Origin of the sequence: Paenibacillus sp. ACRRY, assembly GCF_022346995.1 — a bacterium.
Lineage (GTDB): Bacteria > Bacillota > Bacilli > Paenibacillales > Paenibacillaceae > Paenibacillus.
Genome location: NZ_JAKRNM010000002.1, coordinates 801,377 through 819,476, shown reverse-complemented (window position 1 = coordinate 819,476; position 18,100 = coordinate 801,377). Strand labels below are relative to the sequence as shown.

Here is an 18,100-nt window from a genome sequence, read left to right as displayed (position 1 = left end):
TGCTTGCCCTGTTTTTACATCGAACCGTGGAAGGTCCGGTTAATGACATCCAGCTGCTGCTCACGCGTCAATTTGATGAAGTTTACGGCATAACCGGATACCCGTACGGTCAATTGTGGATAGTTTTCCGGATGCTCCATGGCGTCAATCAACTGCTGACGATCGAACACGTTCACGTTCAGATGGTGAGCACCTTGACCGAAATAACCGTCCATCATGGCAACCAGATTAGATTTGCGGGTATCGGACTCTTTACCAAGCGCTTTAGGCACAATCGAGAATGTGTTGGAGATACCGTCCAGGCTGTGTTCGTAAGGCAATTTAGCTACAGAACCCAGAGATGCCAGTGCGCCTTTTTTGTCACGTCCATGCATCGGGTTGGCACCTGGAGCAAACGGTTCACCTGCTTTACGTCCATCCGGCGTTGTGCCGGTTTTTTTGCCGTACACCACATTGGATGTGATAGTCAATACAGACTGGGTTGGAACGGCATTGCGGTACGCTTTATGTTTGCGGATCATGCCCATGAAGCTCTCCACGAGTTCAACCGCGATGCTGTCGACGCTGTCTTCATTGTTACCGTAACAAGGGAAGTCTCCTTCAATTTCAAAATCAACGGCGATTCCTTGCTCGTTACGAATCGGTTTAACTTTTGCATATTTAATGGCACTCAAGGAGTCGGCTGCAACGGACAGACCGGCAATACCACAGGCCATGGTACGTACGATATCGCGGTCATGCAGAGCCATCTCGATCCGTTCATAACTGTATTTGTCATGCATGTAGTGGATTACGTTAAGAGTGTTCATGTACAGTTTAGCCAGCCATTCCATCATCGGTTTGAACCGTTTCATAACCTCATTGTAGTCCAGCACTTCACCTGTGATTGCGGGATACTCCGGTCCGACCTGTGCTCCGGATTTCTCATCACGTCCCCCATTGATCGCATACAGCAGAGCTTTCGCCAGATTGGCACGAGCGCCGAAGAACTGCATTTGTTTACCAATCTTCATGGCAGATACACAGCAGGCAATACCGTAATCGTCTCCGTAGATTGGACGCATCAGATCATCATTCTCATATTGGATGGAGCTGGTTTCTATGGACACTTTGCTGCAATACTCTTTGAATGCCTCCGGAAGTTTGGTAGACCAGAGAACGGTCAGGTTTGGTTCCGGTGCAGGTCCCAGATTGTGCAGCGTGTGCAGGAAACGGAAGCTGTTTTTCGTTACGCGTGTTTCCCCGTTCACGGACATCCCGCCGATGGACTCGGTTACCCACGTCGGGTCACCGCTGAAGAGCTCGTTATAGTCCGGTGTACGCAGGAATTTGACGATCCGCAGTTTCATGACGAAATGGTCAACCAGTTCCTGAGCCTGTTCTTCATTCAGGATGCCTTCCTGCAGATCACGTTCAATGTAGATATCCAGGAATGAAGATACACGTCCAAGGGACATCGCAGCACCGTTTTGCTCTTTGATGGCAGCAAGGTAGCCGAAGTACAGCCACTGGAACGCTTCTTTCGCTGTTGTAGCCGGCAGGGAAATATCGAAGCCGTGCATTTCGCCCAATTGCTTCAATTCCTGCAGAGCCCGGATCTGTTCGGATAATTCTTCACGCAGACGGATGACATCTTCATCAATGACATCCACTTCAAGTGCGTTCAATTCTCCTTTTTTGGCGCGGATCAGGAAGTCCACCCCGTACAGAGCAACCCGGCGGTAATCGCCGATGATCCGGCCGCGACCATAAGCATCAGGCAGACCCGTAATGATACCTGCTTTACGTGCTGCACGCATCTCGGATGTATACGCATCGAATACACCCTGATTATGTGTTTTGCGAATATTAGTAAATATATCAATGACTTCTTGAGGCATTTCGAAGCCGTAAGCTTGACATGCATCAATCATCATGCGAATTCCGCCAGTTGGCTGAATGGAACGTTTGAATGGAGCATCGGTTTGCACACCGACGATCTGTTCTTTGGATTGATCCAGATATCCTGGTTGGTGAGACACGATCGTTCCCGGAGTGTTTACGTCCACATCCAGTACGCCGCCGTTATCCCGTTCTTTTTTGGTCAGATCAGATACGATGTCCCACAGGTCTTTGGTGTTCTGTGTTGCCCCTGCGAGAAATGCTTCATCTCCGTAATATGGAGACAGGTTGTGTGCCAGAAAATCATTCACATCCACGGATTTGGTCCATGTGCCTTTCGTAAAGTTTCTCCAGCCTGTTTGTTGTTTTACGTCTTTTTCGATCACCGACATAGTAATCCCTCCACAAATTTGGATTTCCGGACACATGACAGGGTGCAAGCAAAATCGTCTCATCTGTGCCCAGAGCCGCGATTAATGTGAACTTTTTCACATATCAGCCGGAACACGTTCTCTCTACATGGGAACCGGAACCGCGGGATGGATGTTTTTCTTACATTTTCAGTATACGTCTTGCGAGTTTCTTCATCTGTGATTTTTATCACAAAGTCAGTGAACTTCCTCACTCCACCATTGCTGGATCATGGTGAAGGTAAAAGTTTACACCGGATCACTGCGTGGCAGAACAACCTTCCAATCGCTGTTATCCCCATATTTTTTCGTTCCCTTTTCAAAGGGAAAAATCCGGAGATAAACGCGAACGCTTCGCTTTTACAGGTTATTTCTTCCCCTCCGTTGTTGTGTAAAATGTTAACTTCAACGGATCCCCAAAGGATTCCGTCATCGACAAAAAGACGGCAATCGGGGCTCCCCTCCCGGGGAACCCTGAACCTATTGCCTAAAGTCTGCTGTTGCTATAATTATTTATTCAAACCGACCGTAGAAAGCATTGCGGTAGACTTCTGCCAGTTCAGTCACCAGCGGCAGTTTCGGATTGGCGGTTGTACATTGATCTTCGAAAGCACGATCGGCCAGATAATCCACGTGAGCTTCAAAGTCCTTGGCATCGAATCCGATTTCCTGGAACGATTCCTCAATACCGAGTGTTTTGTTCAGTTTGCGAATTGCATTGATGAGGCTGTTCACCCCTTCTTCTGTAGTACGTGCAGGCAATCCCAGAATCCGGGCAATTTCCGCGTACCGCTCATCTGCTACGAAGTGCGAATATTTCGGGAACGATGCAAATTTGGTTGGTTTTTTCGCGTTATAACGAATGACGTGCGGCATCAGGATTGCGTTGGTACGTCCATGTGCGGTGTGATACTGTCCGCCCCATTTGTGCGCCAAGCTGTGGTTAATCCCCAGGAACGCGTTAGCAAAAGCCATACCGGCAATCGTCGAAGCATTATGCATTTTTTCACGTGCCAGTTTGTCACCTTGCAGCGCCGATTGCTCCAGGTATTGGAATACCAGCTGGATGGCTTTGATCGCCAGACCATCGGTGTAATCATTTGCCATTACCGACACATACGCTTCGATGGCATGAGTCAGTACGTCCATACCTGTATCTGCAACGGCTGTTTTCGGCAGTGAATAGACGAATTCAGGGTCTACGATGGCTACATCCGGTGTAAGCTCGTAGTCAGCCAGTGGATATTTGGTGTTACCCAGATTTTTATCAGTGATTACGGCAAACGATGTTACTTCCGATCCTGTACCCGACGTTGTCGGAATCGCTACGAATTTTGCTTTTGATCCAAGACGTGGATACTTGTAGATCCGTTTACGGATATCCATGAATTTTTGCTTCAGATCGTTGAAGTCCGTGTCCGGATATTCGTAGAACAACCACATGGCTTTGGCAGCGTCCATTGGTGAACCACCACCAAGAGCGATAATGCAGTCAGGCTGGAAGCGGCGCATCATTTCCGTACCACGGTCTACCGTTGTTGTTGATGGATCGGGCTCCACATCCGAGAATACTTCGATCGCTACCGGCATTTGGCGTTGTCGCAGATAATGCTCCACTTTTTCCACATAGCCCAGTTTGACCATCATGGCATCCGTAACAATCGCTACGCGAGTAATATCAGGCATTTTGGCCAGATACTGTGTTGCTCCTTTTTCGAAGTACACTTTGTTCGGCACTTTGAACCATTGCATATTCACGGTACGGCGAGCCACCCTTTTCACATTGATTAAGTTGACGGCAGTGACATTCGATGAGGTTGAGTTACGGCCATATGAACCGCATCCCAGAGTCAATGACGGCATGTTGGTGTTGTAGATGTCCCCAATGGCGCCATGTGTGGATGGCGAATTCACGATAATCCGTCCTGTCTGCAGGCGATCCGCGAATTTGCTTATGACTTCTTCGTTATTCGAATGAATAACGGAGGAGTGACCCATGCCGCCAAAGGCAACCACTTCCGCAGCACGCTCAATCCCTTCTGCTGCTGTTTTTACTTTGTAACAAGCGAGTACCGGACTTAATTTCTCTGCAGACAGTGGGAACTTGGTGCCAACACCTTCAATCTCTGCTACGAGAATTTTGGTACCAGCCGGAACCTCGATACCACACATTTGCGCAATGTTTACTGCCGATTGACCGACAATCGCCGGGTTAACCGCACATTTCTCCGCATTGATGGCACCCGCGGTCAATTTCGCAGCTTCATCCTTATTGACGAAATAACAACCGTTTGCAATCATTTTCTTTTTCACCTGATCGAAAATCGGTTCTTCGATAATGACCGCTTGCTCGGAAGCGCAGATCATACCGTTGTCGAATGACTTGGACAAGATCAGATCCGTTACCGCTTGATTAACATCTGCTGTTTTCTCGATAAAGCAAGGTACGTTACCTGGTCCTACGCCGAGTGCCGGTTTACCACAGCTGTACGCTGCGCGTACCATCGCTGATCCACCTGTCGCCAGAATGAGCGCCACATCGTTATGATTCATCAGGGCATTCGTTCGGTCCATGGAAGGATCGTCAATCCACTGGATACAGTCGGCCGGAGCACCATGTTTCACGGCGGCCTCGAGCAGAATTTTAGCGGCTTCGCGGCTGCAGTTCTGAGCTGACGGGTGGAAACCAAAGATGATCGGGTTACGCGTTTTGATGGAGATCAACGCCTTGAACATCGTCGTGGATGTCGGATTGGTCACCGGGGTAATCCCCATGATAATGCCGACTGGCTCCGCTATTTTCTGGAAGCTCTCATACTCGTTATCTTCAATCACACCTACGGTTTTGTCATATTTGATGCTGTGGTATACATATTCTGTTGCAAATATATTTTTGGTGATTTTATCTTCATACACTCCGCGGCCGGTTTCTTCCACCGCCATTTTGGCAAGCATCATGTGTTTGTCCAGACCTGCCAGCGCCATGGCTTGCACGATGCGGTCAATTTGTTTTTGATCCATGGACATGAATGCTGCATGTGCTTTATTCGCTTTGTCAATTAACGTTTGAATATACTGACCTGCTGTCGGTTCTTTTGCTGGGGCGACTTCGTTCTTTACAGCCATCTCCCTCATCCTCCTAAAGGTTCGTATTGGTTTTGGTTTGTCTCTCTTCTTTACGTACACATCGTAACATGTCGAAAAGGTTAATTATGTGATTATTTTCACAAAGTATAACAAATTTAATTTAAGTTTTTTTGAGTTCCTTCCACAGGTCATTTTCACTTCTTATTTAAAATATATAGCTGTCAAATGTATCCTTCCCTCCCCAAAGTGAATTTAATCACAATGTTTGGAATTTCGCCATTTTTGCCCCCTTTCCATGCCCCTCAAACGGTAAGATTAGGTATATACTGAACTTAAAAATTGAACCACCGCAATTTGTACCGTCCTTCCCGGCGGGAGATGACTCTAATCAGGACGGCAACGGTTGCGGCGAACCACGGAGTGGGAACTGCATGACTGTAATCCCCTCCAGTGGATACAAAGGGGAGATAGACTTATGAGAGAACAACTGAGTGTAATGGAAAAACGCGGCAATACCAACTGTTTCTCGGAAGTGAATTTCAATCATCTGCTCGTAACCATGAAAGACCGTACCTTTCCTGAAGGGACCCACCTGTATTGGGAAGGTGATGTGTCCGACAAACTTTATTATATGAAAAGGGGTCGTGCCCAGATCACCAAATCCACGGATGAAGGCAAAGAGCTTATCATGTACATGTATCAGTCCGGTGATATGATTGGTCAGGCAGATCCGTTCTTTGGTTCCAAGCATACGTTTTCGGCTGAAGTGCTGGAAGACAGTGAAATCGGTGTACTGGAGCACAAAGACCTGGAGATGCTGATCTGTCAGCACTGTGACTTCGCCATTGACTTTATGAAGTGGATGGGTATTCACCACCGCTTAACCCAGACCAAATTCCGTGACCTAATGTTATACGGCAAACCTGGTGCTCTCTGTTCCACCTTGATTCGATTGTCCAATTCTTATGGCGAGCCCCACGGAGATCACGTGATTATTCATAAAAAAATTACCCACACGGATCTGTCCAACATGATTGGAGCTACCCGTGAAAGTGTGAACCGCATGCTTAGCGATCTGCGCAAAAAAGATGCTATTGAATATGATAACGGCATGATTGTTATCAAGGACCTTAAGATGCTCCAAGGCATCTGCCATTGTGAATTATGTCCCAATGAAATCTGCCGCATCTAAGCCTTAAGCGCTTGAAGCATAACCTTCCGCTACGGAGCTTCCTCTATAAGTGACATGAAAAAAGCCCGTCCTCTAATCAAGAGGCCCGGGCTTTATAATTATGTTTAAGATGCCGTTAACTGTAATTTAACCGCATCACGTGGATTCAACTTCATATCCAAACCATTCTCCATCAGTTCCTTATCGTTCACCATGATCACCCAACGCTGATTCATGCGTGGAACAACATTTTCAACCGAAACGACGTATTTGTTATTTTCCGACATTCTGACGATGCCGCTGGACTTAAGTACATCACGAACCGTGCACTCCTGGATATAGACACCCGCATATTGACGATTAAGGTCTGGCATAATATTGCCGCCGCTGATCTTGAGCAGGGTTGTCTGATATGCAACACCTTCTCCTGTACTGTCGGCGGCTTTTACGTAAATGATCACTTCATCCTTGGCATGAAGCTCCATGCCCCAATTTTCCGGATCAATATCCTTGCCGTTTAACTTAACAGCCCAGCTTAGCGAGGAATCAAGTGAAACTTCCCCTACGGATTGAATCCGTTTGCCGTCAGCCGTAAAATCAACCAGACCGCTGTTCAATAGCGCCTTCTTAAGCGTGAGTCCTTCACTAAAATCCCTCTTGATAGACTTCGTTGCATCAGGCAAAAAAGTGCTTCCATCAACAGCAACGGTAATGGTATTGGAAGTATCGGTCTCCTTCACCACCGGCTGTTCAGAAGGCTGTGTCTCTGTACATCCGGCTAGAATTGCCATGATAAGCAAACATAAACCGATGTAACCGGGGAACTTCTTCTTCATGTCGGTAACACCACCCTGCGTAAAATCTTCACCCTGTTGTCCATAACCTCTATTATGGCACATAAATCATGCAAAAAAAGTGTCAATGCCGTTACTTTTCTTCCATATTCCTTCCTGCAGCACAAAGAGCCCGCATGCGGGCTCCTTCGTTTGGGATCGTCCAACCCTTATATTTAGTTACCCTCTACTGGACACAAGCCTGCATATAAGTCCGGCCCCCATCCCCATTCTTCAGGTACGGATTGAGCCCATGAAACTGTTCCTCCGACACATATACCCCTGTCAAAAGCCGCCCTTCGAGCAGCTCTCCATCCATCTGTACACAGAATGTAGGAGCTGTTACGTATTCCTGATACAGCGGGATCTGACTGTACGGATGGTGAATCTTGAAGAGTTTGCCCTGTTCATGCAGGGGACGTTCTGAGAAGTATGTCGGTACAATGTACCGGGCGATGACATCCAGCTCTTGTGTAGTATAAAAAGCTTCATCACCAAGCCATGGAGCCAGCAGCCTGATTTTTTCATACTGGGACCATACAATGGCTTGAATTAGCATTTCGGGTTTTACATATCTTCGTTTCCCTGCAGCTCCAATAACCTGACCAGGTGAAAAATCATCATCCAGCTTATCCTGCACAGATCCCGGGTATCTTAACTCACAACCAATGCATTTCCAGCCTGACGAAGTCTGTATCCACTTTTGCAGGACGACCGGAGCCAGTTCTTGACCAGTACTGTTTCCGAGTGGAGTTGCTTCACCTGGATCCTGGTTACCCACGCGGGAATTAACATAATATTTAAACAGTTCCGCAGCTTTTTTGTAAATCAGGTGAACCTGAATGGATGCGTTCTCAAGTTCCGCAATATCTTGTTTGCCGTAGCGTACTTCACGGGATAAGCTTTCTTCTCTCATGACAAGTGGCCTCCTCGCTCCGGCCGCCTGCGGCCATTTTTCTTAAATTATACTACAACTCCTGTCAATATGTGCAAGACCTGCAGGAAAAAGGTGGCTTCATACGTTCGTGGATACTGGACTAACTAAGCATTTATGGCTGCTTGAGCGTATAAGACAAAAAACTCCTGATTTCAGCGAAATCAAGAGCTCTCTGTTGTCAGGTCACATCATTGAGCCTGAACATACGTATCGTTTAATCTACCCACTGCTCTGCCCAGTCCTGAATTTGGTTCATGACAGGCTGCAAAGCTTTCCCTTTTTCTGTTAGCTCGTATTCAATACGAACCGGCGTCTCGGGATAAACATGACGAATCAGAATACCTTCACTCTCCAGATCCTTCATCCGTTCAGATAACATCTTGTCACTCATTGACGGAATCAGGTTGGAAATATCCTTGAAACGCTTAGACCCACTCATCAACGTTTGAATAATCAGACCGTTCCAGCGTTTGCCCAAAAACGAGAATGCCGTCTCAAAACGCGGACACATCCGTAAATCTTGGCCTTCCACATTAATCACCTCTTTAGAGATCACTGAACTTACATTTAGTTAGTATATTTCATAATAACACATTTACGTCACAAAGAAAACGTCTGGCGTAAAAAAGTTAAAATTTAATAGGCATTATTCCACTTCGACTATACAACACAGTATACCTCAGGACGACTCGATCAACCATGGCAAATATCGTATAACGCCCATGTACCTATCTTACCCAAAAAGAACCCAACTGCCACAGTCATACTTGACTCGGAGAAGGGTTCTTAGGTATACCGTTTCATTTGTCCATCAGATAATACCTTTGCGGCCTAGACCAGCACGCCACCAAATGGTCTTACAGGTTCGCTCTTGCCAAATTGAGGCTTGAAGCTGCGGGCAGGATATGCCCATTTTACTGCATTGCTGATCACTCTAAGAATTTCCGGCTTGTAATACGTCGGATAGGTTTCATGGCCTGGACGGAAGTAAAAGATTTTGCCTTCACCCCGGCGGAACGTACAGCCGCTTCGGAATACTTCCCCACCCTGAAAGTTGCTTACGAACACGAGCTCATCGGGTACCGGAATATCGAAGAATTCACCGTACATTTCTTCTTTTTCAAGTACAATCTTGCCTTCAATGCCATCCGCAATGGGATGAGAAGGATTGACACACCATACGATCTCCTGCTCGTCAGCTACACGCCATTTCAGATCACAACTGGTGCCCATCAAGGCCTTGAACGGTTTGGAGAAATGCCCGGAATGCAGGACGATCAGTCCCATGCCATTCAATACTCGCTGTGCAACCTTTTGTGAGACCTCGTCGCTTACACGGTCATGTGCCATATGTCCCCACCATATCAGCACATCTGTCGAATTCAGCACCTCATCACTTAAGCCGTGTTCAGGCTGATCCAGTGTAGCTGTCCGAATTGCAAATCCTTCGCCGCCAAGTCCGTCTGCCAGCGCCCGGTGTAATCCGTCCGGATAGACTTCTCTGACTTCATCGTGAATTTTCTCATGGACAAATTCATTCCAAATGGTGACGTTAATCATATTCAATTTCCCCCTAGTGTAGCTCTAAACCCACCACATGTCGCCCAGCGGTTCCTCAATCAATACTTGCTGGAGATTTTGTACGGCTTTAGAGAATCCTTCTTCAACCGACATCAAACCGTCTTCGTGTTCAATACTTACAACATAATCGTAGCCTACGAGACGCAAGGCACTGATGATATCAGCCCAAGTCTTGTTATCATGACCGTAACCAACCGAGCGGAACTGCCAAGCGCGGTCAAGCATGTTTGTGTAATCCTGCATATCTGTCAAACCATGTTTGTTTACGTTTACCGGATCGATCGTTGTATCTTTTGCATGGAAGTGATGGATTGCGCCTTCACGTCCGAGAATGTGGATCGCTTGTACCGGATCAATTCCTTGCCACCACATGTGACTTGGATCCAGGTTCGCACCAATGACTTCCCCTGCAGCTTCACGCAGTCTCAACAAAGTAGCTGGAGTATGCACTGAGAACCCACCGTGCAATTCCAATCCTACTTTCACATTGTGATCTGCTGCATACTTGCCCCACTCTGTCCAGTACGGGATCACCTTGTTTTCCCACTGCCATTTCAACACTTCTTGGAAATCATTCGGCCAAGGTGCAACAGGCCAGTTCGGATATTTCGCATCTTCATGGTCTCCCGGACAACCGGAGAATGTGTTCACTACAGGAACTTCCAGCTTTTGTGCCAATTGAACTGTTTTCACGAAATCATCGTGGAAACCTTTGGCGATATCTTTTTGCGGATGAAGCGGATTACCGTGACAGCTCAAAGCGCTGATAGTCAGACCGCGTGATTCCACTGCATTTTTAAAGTTTTTCAGTGCTGCTTCATTGTTCAGAAGTTCCTCGGGATTGCAATGTGTATTGCCTGGATGGCCTCCAGTGCCGATCTCTACTGCTTTCAAACCCTTGGATGCTACGTAATCAAGTGCATCCTCCAATTTACGTCCTCCGAATAATACCAAAAATACGCCGAGTTTCAAGTGCGATTCCTCCCTGGATTAAATATCGTATAATTGCTGATTAAATGAACCAAGAACTGCATAAATGTACCGTTCAGATCACAAGTATGTCTTAATAGTGTGGAAAATCTAGAGCGTTTCTATCCTGAAATTAAACGTAACAATACTGGTTATTCCAGGTGGAAAAACCATCCTTGCAATGTTGCCCATACCTCAATTTAAATCAATGGAATAGCCTTAATTCGATTGTACGATTTCTGTCTGATCCTCATTTTCTTTGGTCGCTGCATTAGGATCGTAAGTACTCTCAAGCATAACGTGCTTGCCCTCCAAAGAAGAGCGCTGGAATGCATGCATCGCTTCAAGCACGTGATACGCGAGCTTGCCGCTGGCCTTGTGTTCCCGTCCGGCACGAATGGATTCGACCATCTCGGTAACACCAATTCCGCGTTCATTCTGACTGCTCTCGAAGACAGGAGTTACCATCTCCCACGTATCCTGTCCGAATCTGCGCAGCTTCACTTCCCCATTGAAATAGTTAGGATCCGGTACACTCAGCGTGCCTTCGGTTCCGTAAATCTCAATCCGCGGCAAGTCCGAAGCTCCACGAATATCGAAGCTGGTAATCATCGTTGCAATGGCTCCGTCGGTAAAATCGATGGTACCTGCCAGATGCGTCGGAGTTTGCACACGAAGAGGTGTTCCTTCCTTGGGTCCCGATCCTATAACACGATCGGTGATCTGAATACCGGCAGAAGAGCTGATTCTCCGAATGGGTCCAAGCAAAGTAACCAGCGCTGTCAGATAGTAAGGTCCCATGTCAAACATAGGCCCTCCTCCCGCAATGTAAAAGAACTCGGGATCGGGATGCCATGCTTCAGGTCCGCCACCCATGAAGAAGGAAGTCGCCGCAATCGGTTTCCCGATCAGACCGTCTACGATAGCCTGACGTGCAGTCTGAATGCCTGACCCAAGGAAGGTATCCGGTGCAGAACCGACATACAATCCCTTCTCTTCAGCAAGTTCAATGACCTTGCGGCCGTCTTCAAGCGAAATGGCGAGTGGCTTCTCGGCATAGACGTGCTTGCCTGACTCGAGCACAGCCAAATCGGTCATGGCATGACTGCCAGGCACCGTCAGGTTCAGCACAAGCTCGATTTCCTTATTTTGCAGCAACTCATCTACATTGTAAACGTTTGCGATATTAAATTCATCTGCCCGTTCCTGAGCACGTTCACGGATCAAGTCCGCTACGGCTATGATTTCAATGTGCGGGCTATTTTTCAGATTCTCCAGATAGATGGCGCTGATGTTACCGCACCCGATGATGCCTGCTTTTATTTTCTCCAATGTGACGTTCATCTCCTTACGCATGGTGAGAAGCAGTGATGAATGTGGTGCCTTGAATTTAATACTATGGTATTCCGTTTTGGGTTCAATTAAAATGAATAATATGATCGAAACATGAACTATCTGGTCATAATTTTCAAATTGCAAGGAGTATGCCAATGCCGACCGATTATTCCTGCCAGGTTCTTACAGCAGGCTTCTCATTTCATCGCAAACCCTATGCTGGTATTCATCCCGATGGGGTTAAGAACTACCTCCTGAGGCTGCAGACCGATGGTCGCTGCCGGGCACGAATAGACGGCGAGATGTCACTCGTGGATGCGGGCGATCTGCTTCTTTTCAGTCCGGACGAGCCTTATGAACTCAAAATAGACAATGAGCTTAATCCGATGGGAGAACGACTCGTAGAGAGCGGTGACTACCATATCTTTTTTAATGGTTCCTGGGTGGATGAATGGTGGGAACGCCACAAAAGGCCGAACCGGATTAAGGTCGAATTGACCGAAAGCCTGCTGACCCTGTTCCGTCAACTTGTGCTGGAGCAGCGCCGAATCTCCAATCCATATCCCGAGATCTCCAGTTACTACATGCGTATCTTGTGTCTGGAAGTGGATCGTCTTCTCTCCGAACATCCGACGATAACCAACACCAACTACGTGGCGTATGAAATAAAAAATTATATCGAGGAGAATGCTTCCTCCCTGTTCAAACTTGAAGATGTGGCAACCCATGTTGGTATTAGCGTGTCTCGAGGGGTTCATCTTTTCAAGGAGGCGTTTGGCAAAAGTATTATGCAGTATACCCTGGACGTACGGTTGAACATGGCCAGAGAACGGATCATCTTCAGTCCGATGACGCTGGAGCATGTCGCCGAATCGTCCGGGTTTAACAATTACACGTATTTCCACCGCGTATTCCGCTCCCGGTTCGGCATGTCACCTAAGGAATTCCGGCTCATACACCGAGAACAGATGTAAGGTATTATACGTACATTCTGCTTATTTGCGCGCGGCGATCGCCTCGGATACCACCATGGCCAAGTCTTCGTTGCCAAACATGGACAACACACCCAGCATCGTATCATCCGGAATCTCTCCGGCTTCCTCCTTCGGCACAACCAGCTGCAGCACTTGCTGCAGCCGTTCATTGCTCTGCTGATCCGGGTAAGCTTGCCGGTACATTTCTTCTGGGTCAAGTCCATGATTGGCACACCACTGGGCGAATACCAGAATCATCATTTCTTCTTCCTGTTTATAGGTCTCTACGACCGCTTCCTCGATCTGTTTTCTGCGTTCCTTTTCATATTCGTCCATTGTGTCATTCCTCCATATGAGTTATCTTCTTTATCCTGTTTACACAAAAAATCACTTGCGAATCAGCAGCTCTGCCAGCTCATGGCTGTCCATTACGTGGCTGGCGCTAATGATGCAATCGTCCGGTGTGTCGAGGTTAGCCAAGAAATGATCTACGGCTCCGCTAAATCCTCTGCGCGTTAATATGGAGTCCCAGCTGCCGAAGGCTTCCTTGTGTTCAAGCTCTCCGCGTTCGGTATATCTGGCCTCTTCCATATTCACAACTTCTACCGATCTGCCTCCGCCGTAGAGTTCGATCTTCTCCAGGTCAGCCCCCGCCTCGCGTACCATATCAAATCGGCCGATGGCCTTTCTTCCAAGCTTAGCTGATCCGGCAGCATGAAGAAGCTGGTCCATTTCATTCTTGCGGATCCATTGATGAACCAGCTCCACATTGTGATCCGAATACCATAACATCAGATCCAGCATATGAATCAGATCATCATAGATCGTTTTTGCTGCAGGAAGATTCTGAATATCTGTCCGATGTTTCGTTAACATCAAGGATTCAAATCCCTGCCCGCCTTGCATCCACGCTTTCGCTTTCTGGTACATGGGTGCAAATCTTCGGTTAAAGCCTACAGCAAGGAGCAATCCTTGTGCCTCGGCAAAAGCAGTCATTTCTTCGGATTCCCGCAAGGTGTAGGACAGCGGTTTGTCCACATATACAGCCAGTCCCCGTTCCAAACATTGCATGACAATGTCAAAATGTGCTTCCGTCGCTGTATGTACAAAAACGGCATCCAGATCCCAAGACAAGAGTTCTTTCAGATCCGTCGTTCCGTTATCTAATCTATAAGCATGCTGAGCAGCCGCTACCGGCTCTGGAGAGCGGTTCATAATACCGGCAATTTCCACTTCGGGATGCGCGGTTAACAGGGGCAAGTATACTTTGCGTGCAATCCCCCCAAGTCCGATGATCGCAGCTCGGGTTCGCTTCGTTGTTTCCATGATAAGCATTCCACCTTCAGATGAGTTCTAAGTTCCACGACCTATAGTGTAACCCTTCAGCCAGCAACATGCCAGTTGATCAGCACCGGAAAGGAGTGAATTATCCGGTTCCCGGTCGAACGTGGTACACTTGGATAGAAAGGCATGTAGGATCAGGGGTTTGGAGTATTGTCCTGACCTGAAAGGAGCGTTTGGGGATTTGCGGAAATGGTTATGGCTCCTCTTGTATGTTTTGCTCGCCGGAGTCACGTTTATTTACAGATATGAACTGCTGGCATGGACCGATCAGAATCAGTCCATTCCCCTTCTTATCATCATAGCAATGCTTTTTGCACTCGTACCTGTGATTCCCTACAAGTTTGTAATCGCAGCTTTGGGGTACAGTTATGGCACCACAACAGCAGCATGGGTATGCTGGGTGGGGACCACCCTCGCAGCGCTGCTCGTTTATGCGGGAGCCCGATATGCTTTTCGTAATCAGGCCAGAGCTTACCTGGATCGCATCCGTGGATTGAGTCGTTTTACCACCTGGATGGAGGCGCATCCCTTTATGGGTATTATGACGCTTCGCCTGCTTCCCGTTGTGCCTCAAACTGCGGTCAACATCTATGCCGGCATTACCTACACACCGTTTTGGGTGTTCATGGTCGCTACGGCCATCGGCAAAATGCCTGCCATTTTAATTTTTGCCTATGCGGGCGCGCAAGCGGAAACTTCCATCTGGACGAGTCTGCTCATTTTGGTGGGGTACTTTGCGATTATGGGTCTTGTCTTGCTGCTGTTTCGTGTTCGCTCGCGAAAAAAGACCTGATTATTATTCATCAACATGACTCATGAGCTTCATCGTTCCTGTCCGGCTTGGTTGGCTTGCCAATTCAGGATATAATAGAAGTGTAAGCCAAATTCATTGATCTTCATCAGAAATGGAGTGACTATAGCATGGAACAACATACAAGCGAAAAAGCAACATTTGCAGGCGGATGCTTCTGGTGTATGGTATCCCCCTTTGAGGAACTGCCCGGAATCCATAAGATCGTATCGGGTTATACAGGAGGACATACCGAGAATCCCACATATGAGGAAGTCTGTTCCGAAACGACCGGACATGTAGAGGCCGTTCAAATTACGTTCGACCCTGCCATCTTCCCTTATGAGAAGCTCGTCGAATTATTCTGGCAGCAGATCGATCCGACGGATACGGGTGGACAATTTCATGACCGCGGATCTTCTTACCAGACGGCTATCTTCTACCACAGCGAAGAACAACGTCAGATTGCAGAAGCTTCCAAGGCAGCTCTGGAGCAGAGCGGACGGTTTGACAAGCCAATCTTCACACCCATTTTGCCTGCCAAACCATTCTATGAGGCCGAAGAACATCATCAGGACTACCACCACAAAAATCCGGCCCACTATAAACGGTATCGTAAAGGTTCCGGGCGCGAAGATTTTATCGAGCGCAACTGGTCCGGCAATGTGGATAAAAGCAATCTGAAAGAGCGCCTGACTCCACTGCAATTCGAAGTGACCCAGAATAACGCAACGGAACCTGCGTTCCACAACGAGTTCTGGGATCATCACGGAGACGGAATCTATGTGGATATCGTCTCTGGCGAGCCTCTCTTCAGTTCAACGGACAAGTACGACTCCGGTTGCGGTTGGCCTAGCTTCACGCGTCCACTCCGTGATTACAACGTGAAGGAAAAAACGGATCTCAGCCATTTCATGATTCGTACCGAAGTCAGAAGCCGTGAAGGGGATTCCCATCTGGGTCACCTGTTTAACGACGGTCCTGTCGAAGCGGGTGGAATGCGTTACTGCATTAACTCCGCCGCTCTTCGCTTCGTACCGAAGGAAGACTTGCAAAAAGAGGGATACGGCGAGTATGCTGTCCTCTTCCAATAAATTGAATACGACTGCCTGATCACGGAACCAAAACACAATCAAAAAAAGCAGGAGCAGCGGGTTATCACCGTTGCTCCTGCTTTTTTCATGTTCCTATTCGAATCAGATACGACCTGTAAAGAGTTCTTGACACCTACACTTTTTTCCATTTACAATACAGCTGTAAAGAGTTCTTTACAACCTAAGGGCACGAAAAGAGGTTGATTCATGCAAAACCGCATTAAGCTGCTGCGTGAAGAGCTGGGCATATCCCAGGGCAAACTCGCCGAGTTGTGCGACGTCAGCAGACAAACCATTAACGCCATAGAGAATGACAAATACGACCCCAGCCTCCCGCTCGCCTTTGCCATTTCCGAGGCGCTTAAGGTCACAATCGAGCAGTTATTTCAGTACGAAAGGAAGATCTCAGAATGAAAATCAAGCATTGGAAAATGACCCTTACAGGTGCTGCAGCATTCATTGTGCTTGCTACCGTTATTTATCGTACTGCAACAGGAAAGGACATTGGATTGAATGATATTGCTTCACTTGGTGCGGTTACGATCCTTTTCCTGTCGGCCCTGACTTGGGGCACCAAAGAAGATCAGGATGGGGTGCGCGAGGACGAAGAGCTGGGCAGACGCATTACGGAGCAGAGCTCGAAGGTAGGATATTTTGTACTGACCCTGTTTATCCTGGTGGCAGTTGGCATAGATCAATGGGTCCATCAAGAGCCAAGCCTCCTGCTATTATCGTTGCTTGGACTTTCCATGATTACGCTGCCTTTTATCGAATGGGTTCACATGCGCAAATACAGGACAACAGAGGATTAACGTGTTCTGCGCAATGTTTCTCCCTGATGTCCTGTTTCATTTACTTCTTCACATCCAGCTGACGACCCAGCCGATCCAGTATGCAAATGGAATGAGCAGCAGCTGGGCCACAAGCGTGCCGAATAAACGGGATACCAGCATGCAGCCATAAATCTGATTCATTCGGTCCAAACGGATTTCGCCTCGCAGGGATTTGTCACTGAGCAGGGATATTCGCGGATCGATCAGGATTGTCAGCAAAATGGTCGCAATTCCGTTAATTAGCCCTGTCGATTGAGAGGCAGCAACTGCCTGCCCTGGATACAGGTACGCTGCGTACAAACTGGATAATACGCCAGTTGTATAAATGGCTGTCACCGCTACATTTAGCGTCATCAAACGTCTTGGCATTCCATGCTGCACTAATCGCTTAGCCATCTTCCAAGAAGGTGGCGTAATATAATAGGTTGCATTTCTGATTTTATTGCCGTTCAGCATCCCGCGTACCATCGCCGGAATGGACCCCGCTGCTTCAAAATGCACAACCATTCTCGACGCAAGCTTCACCATCGTTGGAAAACACAATATGGCGATTGCGGTTCCTGCTGTCGCTGCCCCCATTAGCCAGTGCAGCTGCACGGCAAAATGTGAGTTCCCTCCACTTGTTGCGGTATCCACGAGATTCCCTACCATCGGTCCTTGGGCCATGTTGGATGTACGCGATACCAGCAGCAGAATCCCCGACAAGGAAAGGGCCAGCGCAATTCTGCGGGTTCTTAGCCCGCCAAGACGAAGCGCATAAGACAGGCTGTCTGCAGCATGAATAAGCATGGTAAACAGCATCGGAATAGCCAGACTCAGACTGAACATTATGATTGTACTCCTTTATCTTCCTGTTATTGG

At 47.7% G+C, this 18,100-nt stretch carries 17 protein-coding genes; 6 read left to right on the top strand and 11 right to left on the bottom strand.

Annotated elements, in window-relative coordinates:
- Nucleotides 1-14 precede the first annotated feature (14 nt).
- Nucleotides 15-2,273: a formate C-acetyltransferase gene (gene pflB / locus MH144_RS13020; RefSeq protein ID WP_239300388.1), complete on the bottom strand. Its 2,259-nt coding sequence runs from the start codon at nucleotides 2,271-2,273 to the stop codon at nucleotides 15-17.
- A 531-nt stretch (nucleotides 2,274-2,804) separates the two neighbouring features.
- Nucleotides 2,805-5,417 (bottom strand): bifunctional acetaldehyde-CoA/alcohol dehydrogenase, encoded by a 2,613-nt coding sequence (adhE, locus tag MH144_RS13015; protein ID WP_239300387.1) that lies wholly within the window; start codon nucleotides 5,415-5,417, stop codon nucleotides 2,805-2,807.
- Nucleotides 5,418-5,853: 436 nt separating this feature from the next.
- On the opposite strand from adhE, the gene MH144_RS13010 reads away from it, so the two are divergent.
- Nucleotides 5,854-6,570, top strand: coding sequence for a Crp/Fnr family transcriptional regulator (locus MH144_RS13010; RefSeq protein WP_095359308.1), 717 nt, complete (start codon nucleotides 5,854-5,856; stop codon nucleotides 6,568-6,570).
- 104 nt (nucleotides 6,571-6,674) lie between these two features.
- Here the strand turns inward: MH144_RS13010 and MH144_RS13005 are convergent, their stop codons facing one another.
- The 6 genes from MH144_RS13005 to MH144_RS12980 form a co-directional block, all read right to left on the bottom strand.
- The gene (locus tag MH144_RS13005; protein WP_239300386.1) at nucleotides 6,675-7,385 is read right to left on the bottom strand and encodes a hypothetical protein; all 711 of its coding nucleotides are present in this window, start codon (nucleotides 7,383-7,385) and stop codon (nucleotides 6,675-6,677) included.
- A gap of 184 nt (nucleotides 7,386-7,569) precedes the next feature.
- Complete coding sequence (locus MH144_RS13000) at nucleotides 7,570-8,298, bottom strand: hypothetical protein (protein WP_239300384.1); 729 nt, start codon at nucleotides 8,296-8,298, stop codon at nucleotides 7,570-7,572.
- A gap of 235 nt (nucleotides 8,299-8,533) precedes the next feature.
- Nucleotides 8,534-8,830, bottom strand: a complete 297-nt coding sequence (locus MH144_RS12995; protein ID WP_148565210.1) for a winged helix-turn-helix transcriptional regulator — start codon at nucleotides 8,828-8,830, stop codon at nucleotides 8,534-8,536.
- Nucleotides 8,831-9,150: 320 nt separating this feature from the next.
- Nucleotides 9,151-9,879: a ThuA domain-containing protein gene (locus MH144_RS12990; protein WP_127537906.1), complete on the bottom strand. Its 729-nt coding sequence runs from the start codon at nucleotides 9,877-9,879 to the stop codon at nucleotides 9,151-9,153.
- A 24-nt stretch (nucleotides 9,880-9,903) separates the two neighbouring features.
- The gene (locus tag MH144_RS12985; RefSeq protein WP_239300382.1) at nucleotides 9,904-10,872 is read right to left on the bottom strand and encodes a sugar phosphate isomerase/epimerase family protein; all 969 of its coding nucleotides are present in this window, start codon (nucleotides 10,870-10,872) and stop codon (nucleotides 9,904-9,906) included.
- A 216-nt stretch (nucleotides 10,873-11,088) separates the two neighbouring features.
- The gene (locus tag MH144_RS12980; protein ID WP_239300380.1) at nucleotides 11,089-12,201 is read right to left on the bottom strand and encodes a Gfo/Idh/MocA family protein; all 1,113 of its coding nucleotides are present in this window, start codon (nucleotides 12,199-12,201) and stop codon (nucleotides 11,089-11,091) included.
- 158 nt (nucleotides 12,202-12,359) lie between these two features.
- On the opposite strand from MH144_RS12980, the gene MH144_RS12975 reads away from it, so the two are divergent.
- Entirely contained in the window at nucleotides 12,360-13,178 is an 819-nt protein-coding gene (locus MH144_RS12975) for an AraC family transcriptional regulator (protein WP_239300378.1), read from the top strand.
- A gap of 21 nt (nucleotides 13,179-13,199) precedes the next feature.
- Here the strand turns inward: MH144_RS12975 and MH144_RS12970 are convergent, their stop codons facing one another.
- Together MH144_RS12970 and MH144_RS12965 are read right to left on the bottom strand one after the other, a co-directional pair.
- Entirely contained in the window at nucleotides 13,200-13,514 is a 315-nt protein-coding gene (locus MH144_RS12970; protein ID WP_239300376.1) for a hypothetical protein, read from the bottom strand.
- Between the two features lie 51 nt (nucleotides 13,515-13,565).
- Nucleotides 13,566-14,504: a Gfo/Idh/MocA family protein gene (locus MH144_RS12965; RefSeq protein ID WP_239300374.1), complete on the bottom strand. Its 939-nt coding sequence runs from the start codon at nucleotides 14,502-14,504 to the stop codon at nucleotides 13,566-13,568.
- A gap of 199 nt (nucleotides 14,505-14,703) precedes the next feature.
- Here MH144_RS12965 and MH144_RS12960 point away from each other — a divergent pair, with 199 nt between their 5' ends.
- The 4 genes from MH144_RS12960 (at nucleotide 14,704) to MH144_RS12945 (ending at nucleotide 17,218) form a co-directional block, all read left to right on the top strand.
- Nucleotides 14,704-15,315, top strand: a complete 612-nt coding sequence (locus MH144_RS12960) for a TVP38/TMEM64 family protein (RefSeq protein WP_239300372.1) — start codon at nucleotides 14,704-14,706, stop codon at nucleotides 15,313-15,315.
- A gap of 128 nt (nucleotides 15,316-15,443) precedes the next feature.
- Nucleotides 15,444-16,406 carry a peptide-methionine (S)-S-oxide reductase MsrA gene (gene msrA, locus MH144_RS12955; RefSeq protein ID WP_239300370.1) on the top strand — a complete coding sequence of 321 codons (963 nt, stop codon included), beginning with the start codon at nucleotides 15,444-15,446 and terminating at the stop codon, nucleotides 16,404-16,406.
- A 207-nt stretch (nucleotides 16,407-16,613) separates the two neighbouring features.
- Nucleotides 16,614-16,820: a helix-turn-helix transcriptional regulator gene (locus MH144_RS12950; protein ID WP_239300368.1), complete on the top strand. Its 207-nt coding sequence runs from the start codon at nucleotides 16,614-16,616 to the stop codon at nucleotides 16,818-16,820.
- The gene (locus tag MH144_RS12945; RefSeq protein ID WP_239300366.1) at nucleotides 16,817-17,218 is read left to right on the top strand and encodes a hypothetical protein; all 402 of its coding nucleotides are present in this window, start codon (nucleotides 16,817-16,819) and stop codon (nucleotides 17,216-17,218) included. The genes MH144_RS12950 and MH144_RS12945 overlap by 4 nt, the downstream gene beginning before the upstream one ends.
- Nucleotides 17,219-17,266: 48 nt before the next feature.
- Here MH144_RS12945 and MH144_RS12940 read toward each other — a convergent pair whose 3' ends face one another.
- Complete coding sequence (locus MH144_RS12940; RefSeq protein ID WP_239300364.1) at nucleotides 17,267-18,067, bottom strand: lipid II flippase family protein; 801 nt, start codon at nucleotides 18,065-18,067, stop codon at nucleotides 17,267-17,269.
- Nucleotides 18,068-18,100 lie beyond the last annotated feature (33 nt).